General features: G+C 63.2%; 11 protein-coding genes. 6 read left to right on the top strand and 5 right to left on the bottom strand.

Going from position 1 to position 14,209, the window contains the following annotated elements; all coding sequences use genetic code 11:
- The first annotated feature begins 105 nt into the window (after positions 1-105).
- The 3 genes from zigA (at position 106) to PSEEN_RS25495 (ending at position 3,078) form a co-directional block, all read left to right on the top strand.
- Positions 106-1,314 carry a zinc metallochaperone GTPase ZigA gene (zigA, locus tag PSEEN_RS25505; protein WP_011536474.1) on the top strand — a complete coding sequence of 403 codons (1,209 nt, stop codon included), beginning with the start codon at positions 106-108 and terminating at the stop codon, positions 1,312-1,314.
- The gene (locus tag PSEEN_RS25500; protein WP_011536473.1) at positions 1,311-1,931 is read left to right on the top strand and encodes a DUF1826 domain-containing protein; all 621 of its coding nucleotides are present in this window, start codon (positions 1,311-1,313) and stop codon (positions 1,929-1,931) included. The genes zigA and PSEEN_RS25500 overlap by 4 nt, the downstream gene beginning before the upstream one ends.
- A 172-nt stretch (positions 1,932-2,103) precedes the next feature.
- Positions 2,104-3,078 carry a CobW family GTP-binding protein gene (locus PSEEN_RS25495; RefSeq protein WP_011536472.1) on the top strand — a complete coding sequence of 325 codons (975 nt, stop codon included), beginning with the start codon at positions 2,104-2,106 and terminating at the stop codon, positions 3,076-3,078.
- Here PSEEN_RS25495 and PSEEN_RS25490 read toward each other — a convergent pair whose 3' ends face one another.
- A complete protein-coding gene (locus PSEEN_RS25490) occupies positions 3,079-3,471 on the bottom strand; it encodes a DUF3301 domain-containing protein (RefSeq protein WP_011536471.1) in 393 nt (130 codons plus the stop codon).
- A 120-nt stretch (positions 3,472-3,591) separates the two neighbouring features.
- Between PSEEN_RS25490 and pdxY the strand changes: the two genes are divergently transcribed.
- A complete protein-coding gene (pdxY, locus tag PSEEN_RS25485) occupies positions 3,592-4,464 on the top strand; it encodes a pyridoxal kinase PdxY (protein WP_011536470.1) in 873 nt (290 codons plus the stop codon).
- Between the two features lie 158 nt (positions 4,465-4,622).
- Here the strand turns inward: pdxY and PSEEN_RS25480 are convergent, their stop codons facing one another.
- Entirely contained in the window at positions 4,623-5,108 is a 486-nt protein-coding gene (locus PSEEN_RS25480; RefSeq protein ID WP_011536469.1) for an acyl-CoA thioesterase, read from the bottom strand.
- A gap of 325 nt (positions 5,109-5,433) precedes the next feature.
- On the opposite strand from PSEEN_RS25480, the gene PSEEN_RS25475 reads away from it, so the two are divergent.
- Complete coding sequence (locus tag PSEEN_RS25475) at positions 5,434-7,194, top strand: cation:proton antiporter (protein WP_011536468.1); 1,761 nt, start codon at positions 5,434-5,436, stop codon at positions 7,192-7,194.
- Between the two features lie 137 nt (positions 7,195-7,331).
- Here PSEEN_RS25475 and PSEEN_RS25470 read toward each other — a convergent pair whose 3' ends face one another.
- The 3 genes from PSEEN_RS25470 to uvrD form a co-directional block, all read right to left on the bottom strand.
- On the bottom strand, positions 7,332-7,739 hold the full coding sequence (locus PSEEN_RS25470) for an SMI1/KNR4 family protein (RefSeq protein WP_011536467.1): 408 nt from the start codon (positions 7,737-7,739) through the stop codon (positions 7,332-7,334).
- A 114-nt stretch (positions 7,740-7,853) separates the two neighbouring features.
- A complete protein-coding gene (locus PSEEN_RS25465) occupies positions 7,854-8,699 on the bottom strand; it encodes a Tim44 domain-containing protein (RefSeq protein ID WP_011536466.1) in 846 nt (281 codons plus the stop codon).
- Positions 8,700-8,905: 206 nt separating this feature from the next.
- Positions 8,906-11,089, bottom strand: a complete 2,184-nt coding sequence (gene uvrD / locus PSEEN_RS25460) for a DNA helicase II (protein ID WP_011536465.1) — start codon at positions 11,087-11,089, stop codon at positions 8,906-8,908.
- A gap of 255 nt (positions 11,090-11,344) precedes the next feature.
- Here uvrD and PSEEN_RS25455 point away from each other — a divergent pair, with 255 nt between their 5' ends.
- A complete protein-coding gene (locus PSEEN_RS25455) occupies positions 11,345-14,206 on the top strand; it encodes an EAL domain-containing protein (protein ID WP_158020278.1) in 2,862 nt (953 codons plus the stop codon).
- Positions 14,207-14,209: the final 3 nt, after the last annotated feature.

The raw sequence follows: 14,209 nt of genomic DNA, 5'->3' as shown, positions 1-14,209 counted from the left end.
TCTCCAGACAACCGTTCGGCCAAAGCGGCTTGGCTAAATTGTATTGTTATAATATAACATTGCGCAATGCATCGTTTCGAATGCGCCCGCCCGATGAGGTCCGTCATGCCCAACCGTCTTCCCGTCACCGTGCTGTCCGGCTTTCTGGGGGCCGGCAAGAGCACGCTGCTCAACCACGTTCTGCGCAATCGCGACGACCTGCGTGTCGCTGTGATCGTCAACGACATGAGTGAAATCAACATCGATGCCAGTGAAGTCCAGCGCAACGTGAGCCTCAACCGCGCCGAGGAGAAACTGGTGGAGATGAGCAACGGCTGCATCTGCTGCACCCTGCGCGAGGACCTGCTGGAGGAAGTTGCCCGGCTGGCGCGGGAGGGGCGCTTCGATTATCTGCTGATCGAATCGACAGGCATTTCCGAGCCTCTGCCGGTTGCCGAGACGTTCACCTTCCGCGACGAGCAGGGTCGCAGCCTGTCCGACATGGCGCGGTTGGACACCATGGTCACGGTAGTCGATGGCCTGAATTTCCTGCGCGACTACCAGGCTGCCGACAGCCTTGCCAGCCGTGGCGAAACCTTGGGTGAGGAGGACGAACGCTCGATCAGCGACCTGTTGATCGAACAGGTCGAATTCGCCGATGTGCTGTTGCTGAGCAAGATCGACCTGATTAGCCAGCACGAACGCGAAGAACTGATCGCCATTCTGCGCAGCCTCAATGCCCGGGCACAGATCCTGCCCATGGTGATGGGTCAGGTCGCGCTTTCGCGCATTCTCGACACCGGCCTGTTCGATTTCGACCAGGCCGCCCAGGCGCCGGGGTGGTTGCAGGAACTACGGGGCGAGCATGTGCCGGAAACCGAGGAGTACGGCATCGCCGCGACCACCTGGCAGGCGCGCCGGCCATTCCATCCGCAACGCTTCCATGACTTTATCCACAAGCCCTGGAGCAATGGACGGCTGCTACGCTCCAAGGGATTCTTCTGGCTGGCCAGCAAGTACCAGGAAGCCGGTAGCTGGTCACAGGCCGGCGGCATGATGCGCCATGGTCTGGCCGGGCGCTGGTGGCGTTTTGTGCCCCGTGAGCAATGGCCGCAGGATGAGGACAGCCGGGCAGCGATTTTCAAGCAGTGGTCGGCCGAAGCAGGTGACTGCCGGCAGGAGCTGGTATTCATCGGGCAGAACATCGATTTCGCAAGGTTATCCACAGAGCTGGATGCTTGCCTGCTCGACGATGAAGAAATGGACCAGGGGCCCGCGGCCTGGTTGCGCCTGCCTGATCCGTTCGGTGCCTGGCACGAGGATGAGGCAGCGTGAGGGCTGTGGATATCCGCCAGGCGTTCGGCGAATCGCCCCAAATCTTGACGGAGATTCTTCAGGACGGCGTCAACCTGGCGGTATGGCAGCGTCGCCTGCCCGCCCAGGTAGAAGACTTCGCCGCGCTGGTGATCAGCCTTGGCCAGACGTTGACGGATGAGCGGGTGATCGAAGTGGATGAACGTCAGCCACCCCGGCTGCCTGGTTTGCTCAGGGAGGCGCAGGACCTGCATGGCTATGACGGCTTTGTCGCTGACGTGTGCTGGCTGGTGGCGGCCTACACCTGCCTGTTGGGCGCCCGACGGGTCGGGTTGCGTCTGCGTGTGCTGGACAGTGCGATGTGCCCGCGTTTCCATGTGGATCATGTGCCGCTGCGGTTGCTGAGCAGCTATGCAGGCGCAGGCAGCGAGTGGTTGGACGAAGGCGCAATTGATCGATCACGGTTGCTCTATGACCCACCGCCTGTGGATAACATACGTCGCCTGATGGCAGGTGATGTCGCGTTGCTCAAGGGCGAGAAATGGCAGGGCAACGAGGGTGCCGGACTTATCCACCGTTCGCCGCAGGCTTCTTCAGGCGATCGGCGGTTGTTGCTGAGCCTGGATTGGCTGGCCTGAGTTGTTCACAGACCTTGTTTTGTAGGAGCGGCTTCAGCCGCGATGCAGGCAACGCCGTGCCTGGCACCCGCTTCGCGGGTGATCGCGGCTGAAGCCGCTCCTACAGAGTGCGTGTGTCGCGTTGCTGCTGGCTCGCGATAGACTTGCATGAATCCCGACCCGACACCGAGCCATGCTGCAGAACATCCCCACCCATGTGATCGCCGGCCCGTTGGGGGCCGGCAAGACCAGCTTGATCCGCCATCTGATGAGCCAGCGTCCAGCTGACGAACGCTGGGCGGTGCTGGTCAATGAATTCGGGCAGATCGGCCTGGATGCAGCCCTGTTGGCAGGCGATGAAGACGGCATTGCCATTGGCGAAGTGGCGGGGGGCTGCCTTTGCTGTGTCAATGGCGCGCCGTTCCAGGTCGGCCTCGGGCGTCTATTGCGCAAGGCACGCCCCGATCGCTTGTTCATCGAGCCTTCGGGCCTGGGTCATCCCCAGCAGTTGCTTCAACAACTGGAGCAAGCACCCTGGACGGATGTATTGGCCGTGCAACCACTGCTCATGGTGCTGGATGCCCAGGCCCTGGCGCGTGGCGAAGCCTTGCCTGAAGCGCAGCAATTGGCGTTGCCTGCATCAGGGTTGCTGGTGTTGAACAAGTCGTCCGCTGTGGACAGCCAGGCCCGCCTGTTGATAACTGACAGATTGCCCGATCTACCTAAGGTTTGGGTCGATCATGGCGCCTTGCCGTTGATCCGGCTGCCAGGTTTTTCCACAGAGGGGAAGGGCTGTTCTGACGCAAGTCGGCAGGTTGTGGACAATCCAAGTCCGGCGCTTGCTGCCCTGTGGACAGATCCAAGCCGGCCGCTATGCCAGGCCCAGCAGGGCGAAGGTGGCTGGAGCATCGGTTGGCGCTGGCACCCCAGCCAACGCTTCGACACGCAGAGATTGCATGCCTTTCTCCAGGCGTGGCCATGGCGCCGGGCCAAGGGTGTTATCCACAGCGACCTGGGTTGGCTGTCGTTCAATGGGCTCGATGGGCAGTTGCCCGGCTGGCAGCCGAGCGAATGGCGCAAGGATTCGCGGATGGAACTGATTTTCGTCGAGGCGCAACCGGTGGACGAGCTGCAGGAGGCGCTTGCCGCGTGCCGGCTGGGCGCCTGATCAGTTACGCCAGCGGTTGTGCTCCTGGCGCCACTGCTGCATCTCGATGACGTTATCGGTGCGCGGCGGCGTCTTGATCTCGAAGGGGTAGGGCGCGAGTTCGATCTGCAGGGTGTGGGCGCCGAACTGCGTGACGGTCCCGGGATGGCGCTGCTCACCGGTAACGGTGAACTCGAAGTTGTAGATGCGCGCCAGGCGTTTCTTGCCATTGGCATCGCGCACGAAGGCGATGCGCTTGAGCGCCACGGCGTCGTCGAGCAGCTCCAGATCGAGCTTGGCGCAATGCTGCTTGACCCGGGCCAGGGCCTTTTCGCGCAGCCCGTGGTTGTGCCACAGCCAGGCGCCTGCGGTCGCCACCAGCATCAGGACGAAAAGGTTTTCCAGGGTCAGCATTTGCGTAAGCTCCAGACAGGTCGATCCAGCTTAACTGCGTCTCTGGCCTGTCGTACAGATGGCAATCGGGTTCATACTGCGGGCCGCACACTTATCCACACAGTTTCGGAATAGCCCTGCATGAAACGTACGCCGCACTTGCTCGCCATTCAGTCCCACGTGGTCTTTGGACACGCCGGCAACAGCGCCGCGGTGTTTCCCATGCAGCGGGTCGGGGTCAACGTCTGGCCGCTCAACACCGTGCAGTTCTCCAACCATACTCAGTATGGACAGTGGGCCGGGGAAGTGCTTGCCCCAGCGCAAATTCCCGCGTTGGTGGAAGGCATTTCCAACATCGGCGAGTTGGGAAACTGCGACGCGGTGCTGTCGGGTTACCTGGGCAGCGCCGAGCAAGGCCGGGCGATCCTGGCCGGGGTCGCGCGCATCAAGGCGGTCAACCCCAAGGCGTTGTACCTGTGCGACCCGGTCATGGGCCACGCTGAAAAAGGCTGCATCGTCCCTGCCGAGGTGAGCGAGTTCCTGCTCGAAGAGGCCGTCGCCAAGGCCGACATCCTCTGCCCCAACCAGCTTGAGCTGGACAGCTTCTGCGGCCGGCGCGCCGAGTCCCTCGAGGATTGCGTGGGCATGGCCCGTGGCCTGCTGGAGCGTGGACCGCGCATCGTGCTGGTCAAGCACCTGAACTACCCTGGGCGCGCCGACGACGCGTTCGAAATGCTGCTGGTGACGGGCGAGGAGAGTTGGCACCTGCGCCGGCCGCTGCTGGCTTTCCCACGCCAGCCGGTCGGGGTGGGGGATCTGACCTCGGGGCTGTTCATGGCTCGCCTGCTGCTGGGTGACAGCGATGTGCAGGCGTTCGAGTTCGCCGCGGCGGCAGTGCATGAAGTGCTGCTGGAAACCCAGGCCTGCGCCAGCTACGAACTGCAGCTGGTGCGGGCCCAGGATCGCATCGCCCATCCCCGGGTGCGCTTCGAGGCGCAGCGACTCCTGTACTAGTGTCCAGTCTCGGAAATAAGCTGTTCACTTTTGGCGGCGTCTTGGGCGCCCGGCCGGCGTTGCCACTCCTCGCCATAGCCCTGCTATGACTCGTCGCGGCGCCTTGGCCGAACACCCAAGCCACTCGCCAAAAGAGAACGTATTTCCGAGACAGGACACTAGATGGCGTCGGTCTTCAGGTCCTGGTAGCGCTGCTCCAGCTCCTGGCGGATCTGGCGGCGCTGCTGGCCTTGCAGGAAGCGGCGCTTTTCTTCGCTGGACTGGGGCTGGCGTGGTGGCACTTTCACCGGACGGCGGTCGTCGTCGACCGCGACCATGGTGAAGAAGCAGCTGTTGGAGTGGCGTACCGAGCGTTCACGGATGTTCTCGGTGACCACCTTGATACCCACTTCCATCGAGGTGTTGCCGGTGTAGTTGACCGACGCCAGGAAGGTCACCAGCTCCCCGACATGCACCGGTTCGCGGAAGATCACCTGGTCCACCGACAGGGTGACCACGTAGGTGCCGGCATAACGGCTGGCGCAGGCATAGGCCACTTCGTCGAGGTACTTGAGCAGGGTGCCGCCGTGTACGTTGCCAGAGAAGTTGGCCATGTCCGGTGTCATCAGGACGGTCATGGTCAACTGGGCGTTTCCAGGTTCCATAGAGAGCTCACGGTGAGTTTGCGCTGAATCGGGGCGGGTATCTGCTGACACTTCTGTTCCCCTCTTTTGAGGTTTCCCATCCTGGTACGGGACGTCGGCTGACGCTCCATCGTCACGACAATTTTGCCATCGGCGGTGTCGAATCGGCCGATCTGTTTCTGCATATTGCATCGGCCATTTGTGGCAAGGCGCGATGTTAACCTGACGACGCCCATGCAACGTGGGCTTTTCCGTCTATCAGAACAGTATGTGCCTGCTCCGTGTTCAGGGTTTTCCGGCAGAGGAGCGGTTCGCCCCGTGCATCGAGAACAAGGAGTACCACGCCATGCATGCCATCAGCTTCATCCAGGATCTGGCGGTGATCATGCTGGTCGCCGGGGTGGTCACCATTCTCTTCCACCGCCTCAAGCAACCAGTGGTGCTGGGCTACATCGTCGCCGGCTTCATCATCGGCCCGCACACCCCGCCGTTCGGGCTGATTCACGATGAAGACACGATCAAGACCCTCGCCGAACTGGGGGTGATCTTCCTGATGTTCTGCCTGGGGCTGGAATTCAGCCTGCGCAAGTTGTTCAAGGTGGGGGCCACGGCGTTCATCGCCGCCTTCCTGGAAATCGTCCTGATGATCTGGATCGGTTTCGAGATCGGCCGTTGGTTCGGTTGGAACACCATGGACTCGCTGTTCCTCGGGGCGATCCTGGCGATTTCCTCGACCACCATCATCGTCAAGGCGCTCAACGACCTGAAGATGAAGAACGAGCGCTTCGCCCAGCTGATCTTCGGTGTGCTGATCGTCGAGGACATCCTGGGCATCGGCATCATCGCGCTGCTGTCGGGTATCGCCGTCAGCGGCACGGTCAGCTCCGGCGAGGTGTTCTCCACCGTGGGCAAGCTGTCGCTGTTCATGATCGTCGCGTTGGTCATCGGCATCCTGCTGGTACCGCGGCTGTTGGCGTACGTGGCGAAGTTCGAAAGCAACGAGATGCTGCTGATCACCGTGCTGGGGCTGTGCTTCGGCTTCTGCCTGCTGGTGGTCAAGCTTGAGTACAGCATGGTGCTCGGCGCCTTCCTGATCGGCGCGATCATGGCCGAATCGCGCCAGTTGCTGAAGATCGAACGCTTGATCGAGCCGGTTCGCGACCTGTTCAGCGCGATCTTCTTTGTCGCCATTGGCCTGATGATCGACCCGGCGATCCTTGTCGAGTACGCCTGGCCAATCGTGGTGATCACCCTGGCGGTGGTGCTGGGCAAGATGCTCTCCTGCGGCATGGGAGCCTTCATTGCCGGCAATGACGGACGCACTTCGCTGCGCGTGGGCATGGGGCTTTCGCAGATCGGCGAGTTCTCGTTCATCATTGCGGCGCTGGGCATGACCCTGCAGGTCACCAGCGATTTTCTCTACCCCGTCGCGGTGGCGGTGTCGGCCATCACCACCTTGTTGACGCCTTACCTGATCCGCGCGGCCGACCCGTTGTCGCTGAAGCTCGGCAAGGTGGTGCCGAGCCGGCTGGCACGGGTGCTGTCGTTGTATGGTGAATGGCTGCGCAGCATCCAGCCGCAGGGCGAAGGCGCCATGCTGGCGGCGATGATCCGGCGCATCTTGTTGCAAGTTGGGGTGAACCTGGCGCTGGTGATCGCCATCTTCTTCAGTGGTGGCTATTTCGCCGGGCGCATCGGCACCTGGCTCAGCGAATGGGTCGGCGATGTCGGCCAACAGAAGGCGTTGATATGGGGGGCGGCCTTGTTGCTGTCGTTGCCGTTCCTGATCGCGGCCTATCGCAAGCTCAAGGCGTTGTCGATGCTGCTGGCGGAGATGGGGGTCAAGCCGGAAATGGCCGGGCGGCACACCCAACGCGTGCGGCGCGTGATTGCCGAGGTGATACCACTGCTGTCGCTGCTGGTGATCTTCCTGCTGCTGGCAGCGTTGTCGGCGAGCATTCTGCCGACCAATGAACTGCTGCTGATCATTGCGATGGTCGCGGCAGTGGTGGTGGCGTTGCTATGGCGCTGGTTCGTCCGGGTGCACACGCGGATGCAGGTCGCCTTGCTGGAGACGCTGGAGAGCAGCCGGGAAAATTCGCACTGAGGGTTATCGCCTTCTGCGCGAGACGTCACCGTCGTCCGAGGGGATGGAGCGGTAGCGATGTCGCCAGGCGCAGAGAGCCTGGCGATTCTACGAGGCTTGATAGCTAAGAGCCATTATTTTGTGCGGGTATTTCTCATTCAGCTTTCCAGCCAGACATCCCGGGCCCAGTGCCACACCGATTCCCAGCTTTCTTCGGTGACGATCTCTTCTTCACCTGACCACAGCACCACGGTGCCGTCTTCCTCGACGCAGTAGTAATCGTCGCCGTCCTGGCAGATCGGGATGAGATCGCGAGGGACGCCGGCGTCCCAGGCAGTGGCCGCGACTTCCGGCAGGTAGGTATGGGATTGCGGGTCAGTGGCGGTCACCGGCTCCAGGCTGCCATACACCACGTCACTGACGGTTAGCAGGAATTCCTTGAACACGAAGGGAATGTTGATGAACAGCTGTTCCTCGACCTCGACCAACTGATCCTCGTCCGGCAGATCCAGCGGCACCGGCACCGGTTCGTTGGCTTCACGGAGTTGTTCGATCACTTCTTCCACGGTTCACTTCCTCTGACCTAGATGACAACGCTGCGCGTTATACCCTAGTAGTCGAGTCTGGCAAAAGCAAAAACCCCGGGACAGGCCCGGGGTTTTTTGTACAACGTGCGACGGTTAACCGTTTTGGCGGATACCGGCCAGCAGCCAAGGCTGGTTTTCGCCCTGTGCGCGTTCCATGTGCCAACTCTCGTTGAACACCTCGCCCTGGTCGAAGCGCGAGGTCTTCGATACGCCACGGAAGGTGAGGGTGGCGATGGTCTTGTCGGCGCGGTCGTCGACGCCTTCCAGTTGCACATCGAGGTCGTCGATGTAGGTGGACTGGAAGCCCTCACCTTCCTCAGCGCGCTCGCGCTTGAGGAAGTCGAGCATCTGTGGAGTGACGAATTCGGCGATCTTGTCCATCTCGTTGGCGTCCCAGTGCTGCTGCAGAGACTGGAAGTGCGAACGGGCGGCGGCCAGGAAGCTGGCTTCGTTGAACCAGGCCGGGGCGTTGATCACAGGCGAGGCGACCGGTGCGGCAGAGCCGCCGAAGATCGGCTGTGGAGCAGCCTGCGGCTGGGCTTCGCGCTGGTACGGGGCGTGACCGGCGGCAGCGTGTTGCGGCTGCTGCTGGCGACGGCGCGCGGCGATGAAGCGGAATACCAGGAAGGCGATCAGGCCCATGAGCAGGAAGTCGAGGATCTGCATGCCCTCGAAGCCGTCGCCCATGAACATGGAGGCCAGCAGGCCACCGGCGGCGATGCCGGCCAGCGGGCCCAGCCAACGCGAAGCGCCGCTGGCGGCTGGCGCACGGCCTGGGACGGTCGGTGCGGCGGCTGGCGTGGTCGGGGTGGCCTGGCGGGTTTGGTGGATTGGCGCGGAGCCCGAGCTCTTGCCGCCACCGAAGCGCTTGGCGTTGGCGTCGAGGCTCAGCGTCAGGCCGACGCAAAGCGCCAGAGCGATGCTAAGAAAACGTTGCATAAGTTGGGGGTTCCCATTTTTGTGGATTGCACGCGCGTCATGGTGCACATGAAGCAGCAGACATGGCCAGCGACAAGATGTTTCGAGCTTTTGCCTGATAGTCAGAAGGCGCGCGCCATTGTAGGAGCCGGCCTTGCCGGCGAACACCGGCGCAGCCGGTGCCATCCACCGCGGCGCCTGCTTCGCCAGCAAGGCTGGCTCCTACGTCAGATGGCTTCGAGCTTGGCGTAACCGAGCATCAGCCACTTGCTGCCCTCGGAGAAGTTCACCTGCACCCGCGCCTGGGCGCCGGAACCCTCGAAGTTGAGGATCACGCCCTCGCCGAACACCGCGTGCTGCACCCGCTGGCCGAGGCTGAAGGCGGTCTGCGGGATGCTGGCGTTGGCGAACAGGCTGCTGGCAGGCGTCTTTGCGCCGCCGAAGGGGCGGCTGACGGAGTTCGACAGGCGCACTTCCTGCACCAGGCCCGCCGGGATCTCGCGGACGAAGCGCGACACCTTGTTGTACGTTTCGCTGCCATACAGACGGCGGGTCTCGGCGTAGGTCATGACCAGCTGACGCATGGCCCGGGTAATGCCCACGTAGGCCAGGCGGCGTTCCTCTTCCAAGCGGCCGGGCTCTTCCAGGCTCATCTTGTGCGGGAACAGCCCTTCCTCCATGCCCACCAGGAACACGTACGGGAATTCCAGACCCTTGGCACTGTGCAGGGTCATCAGCTGGATGCTGTCCTCGTGCTCGTCGGCCTGGCTGTCGCCGGCCTCCAGCGAGGCGTGACCGAGGAACGCCGACAACGGCGTCAGGTCGGCATCCTCGTCGCTGGTCTCGAAGTTGCGCGCGGCGCTGACCAGTTCTTCAAGGTTTTCCACCCGTGCCTGGCCCTTTTCACCCTTTTCTTCCTGGTGGTAGATGATCAGGCCGGACTGCTCGATGACCGTCTGGGTCATCAGGTGCAGCGGCATGTCCAGCACCTTGGCGGCGAGGTTGTCGAGCAGCTCGATGAATGCGCCCAGGGCGCTGGCGGCGCGGCCTTTGAGGGCCTTGGCGGCGAGCAGCTGGCACATCGCGTCCCACATCGACGACTGGCTGTGACGGGCATGCTCGCGAATGGCCTCGACGGTCTTCTCGCCGATACCACGTGGCGGCACGTTGATCACCCGCTCCAGCGCCGCGTCGTTGCCGCGGCCTTCGAGCAAGCGCAGGTAGGCCATGGCGTTCTTGATCTCGGCGCGTTCGAAGAAGCGCTGGCCGCCGTAGATGCGGTAGGGGATGCGCTCGCGCAGCAAGGCCTCCTCCAACACCCGCGACTGGGCGTTGGAGCGATACAGGATGGCGATATCGCTGCGGGCGTTGCCCTGCTTGATCAGGCTTTCGATGGTCTCGACCACATAGCGCGCTTCGTCGTGTTCGTTGAAGGCGGCGTAGAGCGTCAGCGGCTCGCCTTCACCCAGGTCGGTCCACAGCTCCTTGCCCAGGCGCCCGCTGTTGTTGGCGATCAAGGCGTTGGCGGCCTTGAGGATGCCACCGGTGGAGCGGTAGTTCTGCTCCAGGCGGATCAGCTCGGCGTCCGGGAAGTCGGCGGTGTACTGGTGGATGTTCTCGATCTTGGCGCCGCGCCAGCCGTAGATCGACTGGTCGTCGTCACCCACCGCCATCAGGCTGTCGCCGCCGCCGGCCAGCAGACGCAGCCAGGCGTATTGCACGGCGTTGGTGTCCTGGAACTCGTCCACCAGGATGTGCCGGAAGCGGCGCTGGTAGTGTTCGAGCAACCCTGGCTGGTCGCGCCACAGGTCGAGAGCGCGCAGCAAAAGCTCGGAGAAGTCGATGACCCCGGCGCGCTCGCAGGCTTGCTCGTATGCGCTGTAGATGTCACGCATGGTGGTCAGGAACAGGTCGCCGCTGGCCTGGATATGCCGTGGGCGCAGACCTTCGTCCTTCTGCCCGTTGATGAACCACTGGACCTGGCGCGCGGGCCATTTCTGCTCGTCGAGACCCATCTCGCGGATCACCCGCTTGATCAGGCGCTGCTGGTCGTCGCTGTCGAGGATCTGGAAATTCTGCGCCAGCCCCGCTTCCTGCCAGTGCGCCCGTAACAGGCGGTGGGCCAGGCCGTGGAAGGTACCGACCCACATGCCGGCCGGGTTGATGCCCAGCAATTGCTCGATGCGGTGGCGCATTTCCGCCGCGGCCTTGTTGGTGAACGTCACCGACAGGATCGAATGCGGCGAGGCTTGCACGACCTGGATCAGCCAGGCGATACGGTGCACCAGCACGCGGGTCTTGCCCGAGCCGGCGCCGGCCAGCACCAATTGCCGCCCGACCTGGGCCGCCACGGCCTGGCGTTGAGCGTCGTTGAGGGAGTTCAGCAGGAGGGAGAGGTCATCATTGCGCATCCGGCCATTCTAGGGCCGGGCGGGGGGCAGGGGCAAACGCCTGCGGTGCAATTCGTCTCGTCGGCGATCCGCCGTTCATCGATAAGGGTGGCGGGTCGGCGTGGTTGAGCGGTCGCACTTCGACGCAACAGACATTTTCGAAATCATGACGCAGAGCAGTTTGGTCCGGTGCGACGCTTGTGTATGCTCGCTGCACATTTGCGGTCTGCCATAACAAGAACACAACAAGAATCCAGCCCTATGACCCAGGATTGCATGGCGATCGGAGCATCGCCGGAGACGACACGGAGCGTTCGCAGGCAATTCGCCACCCAGCTGTCGGTCGAGCGCACCCGCCTGCTGTACCAAGGCTCCCTGTTGCCCACGCTGTTCATGTTGATCACCGGCCTGCTGAGTGCCTGGCTGCTGTGGAGCCCTGCGCGCTACCTGCTGGTCGGCGTGTGGATGACCTGGCTGCTGGCGCTGGTGGCCTTGCGGGTGATCCAGGTGGCGGCTTTCGACGCCGCCCCGCCCGGGCGCCAGGCCATGCCGACCTGGCGGCGGATGTTCCTGTGCGGGTCCGCGTTCAGCGGATTGACGCTCGCCAGTGCGGCGATCGCCTTGGTGCCTGTGGACAACTTCGTGCAGCAGGCCTGGGTGTTCGGTCTGCTGGGGACGGCGGCATTGTCGGCCAGTGTCGCCTACGCCGTGAGCCTGCCGGCATTCCTCAGTTTCGCCTTGCCTTGCCTGCTGCCGCCGATCGTTTTCCTGTTCGTCTATGACACGGGTCACCAGCGGGGCTGGGGCTGGCTCGGGCTGATCCTGCTAGGGGCATTGATGGTGGTGGCCTGGCAGGTCAACCGGCTGATCGAACGTGGCCTGCTGCGCCGCTTCCAGAACCAGGCACTGATCGAGCACCTGCAAAGTGCCCAGCGCCATGGCGCGGACCTCAACCACCAGCTCAGCGCCGAAGTCCGCCAGCGTCGTCAAGCTGAAGAAGAACTGCGCCTGGCCCAAGCGGGCCTGGAATTGCGGGTGGCGCAACGCAGCCATGAACTGGACCTGGCCAACCAGGCGCTGAGCAAGAGCGAGGAACGCCTGGCGTTGGCACTCGAAGCGAGCGAGCTGGGCTTGTGGGACTGGAACCTGCAGACCGACGAAGTTCACCACACTCAGTTGCAGACGTTGTTCGGCCTGGACTCCGACCAGGTGCGTTCGGTACGCGCCGACCTCAAGCCGCGCCTGCACCCTGACGACTTGCCGCTGCTGCGGCGAACGCTGGTCGAGCACCTGAAAGGCCGCACCGAGGACTACCGGGTCGAGTACCGCATACGTCACGTCCAGGGCCATTGGTGCTGGATCGAGGACCGCGGAAGGGCGGTGGAGCGTTCCTCGGACGGCAAGGTGACCCGCATGCTGGGGACTCGACGCGATATCACTGCCCGCAAGGAGCAGGAAGAACAGCAGCGCCTGGCCGCCACGGTGTTCGAGGCGGCCAGCGAAGGCATCGCCATCCTGGGGGCCGATTACCAGTTGCTGGCGGTCAATCAGGCGTTCTGCGACGTCACCGGCTACGGTCGCGCCGAATTGATTGCCCGCAACGCCCTGGAGTTGCCCTGCAGCCGTGACGCGCGCCGGCACAGCCAGGCGATCGACCAGGCACTGGAACAGCACGGCGGCTGGCAGGGCGAGTTGGTCGAAGCGCGCAAGAATGGCGAGCTCTACCCGCAATGGTTGCAGCTCAACAGCGTGCGCGACGCACGGGGCAGGATCGTCAATATCGTCGGCTTCTTCACCGACCTGTCGGCGCGCCGCGAATCGGAAGAGCGCCTGCGTTACCTTGCCCATTACGACGACCTCACGGGGCTGGCCAACCGCGCCCTGTTCCGCCTGCGGCTGCACGACGCCGCCCAGCGTCTGCGCCTGAACGGGCGCAGCCTGGCGCTGCTGCATGTCGACCTCGATCGCTTCAAGCTGCTCAATGAAAGCCTCGGCCATGAGTTGGCCGACGAATTGCTGAAGAAGATGGCGCAACGCATCGCCAACGCGGTGCCGGAAGCCGACACCGTGGCACGCCTGTCGGGTGACGAGTTCGCCATTCTGTTCGATGGCTACACCAACCTGTCGAGCCTGGTGCGCGTGACCACACGCCTGTTGGACAAACTGCGGGTGCCGCAGCGGCTGGGTGGCCATGAGTTGGTGGTCAGCGCGTCGGTGGGCATCAGCGTGCTGGCGGACGCCTCCTTCGACATCAATGCGCTGGTCAGCCAGGCCGACATGGCCAAGCAACATGCCAAGCACCTGGGGGGCGACAACTTCCAGTTCTATACCGAGAGCCTGCGCGCCAGCACCCTGGAGCGCCTGCAACTGGAGAACCAACTACGCAAGGCCATCGATGAAGGCCAGCTGCTGGTGTACTACCAACCCAAGCTGTGCCTGCGCACAGGGCAACTGCATGCGGCCGAGGCGCTGGTGCGCTGGCAGCATCCGCAATGGGGCATGGTCCCGCCCGGCGAGTTCATCGGGCTGGCGGAGGAGACCGGGCTGATCGCGCCGATGGGTGAGTTCGTCTTGCGCCAGGCGTGCTGGCAGGCCTGCGAATGGTTGCGCCAGGGGCTGGAGGTACGTGTTTCGGTCAACCTGTCGGTGTACCAGTTGCGCCAGGGTAAACTGGTCAGCCTGGTGCGTCAGGTCCTGCAGGAGTCAGGTTTGGCACCGCATCTGCTGGAACTTGAGCTGACTGAAAGCCAGTTGCTGGACAGCGTGGAGCACATCATCGCCACCTTCGAGCAGTTGCATGCGTTGGGCGTGAAGCTGGCGATCGACGATTTTGGTACCGGCTACTCGTCGCTGAGCTACCTCAAGCGCTTCCCGGTGGACTACGTGAAAATCGACCAGGCTTTCATCCGTGGCCTGCTAGAGGGCAGCCAGGACGCAGCTATCACCCGGGCGATCATCGCCATGGCCAAGAGCCTGCAATTGAAGGTGGTCGCCGAAGGGGTGGAAACCCTGGAGCAACTGGCATTCCTGCGTGAGCACGGTTGCGACGAAGTCCAGGGCTACCTGATCAGTCGGCCGGTGGACGCGGATGCATTCCAGGCCTTGCTGGAGCGACCTACAGTTCACCTGATGCGGTGAGCA

The sequence above is a fragment of the Pseudomonas entomophila L48 genome, assembly GCF_000026105.1.
GTDB lineage: Bacteria > Pseudomonadota > Gammaproteobacteria > Pseudomonadales > Pseudomonadaceae > Aquipseudomonas > Aquipseudomonas entomophila.
This window is presented reverse-complemented; position numbering and strand designations above follow the sequence as displayed.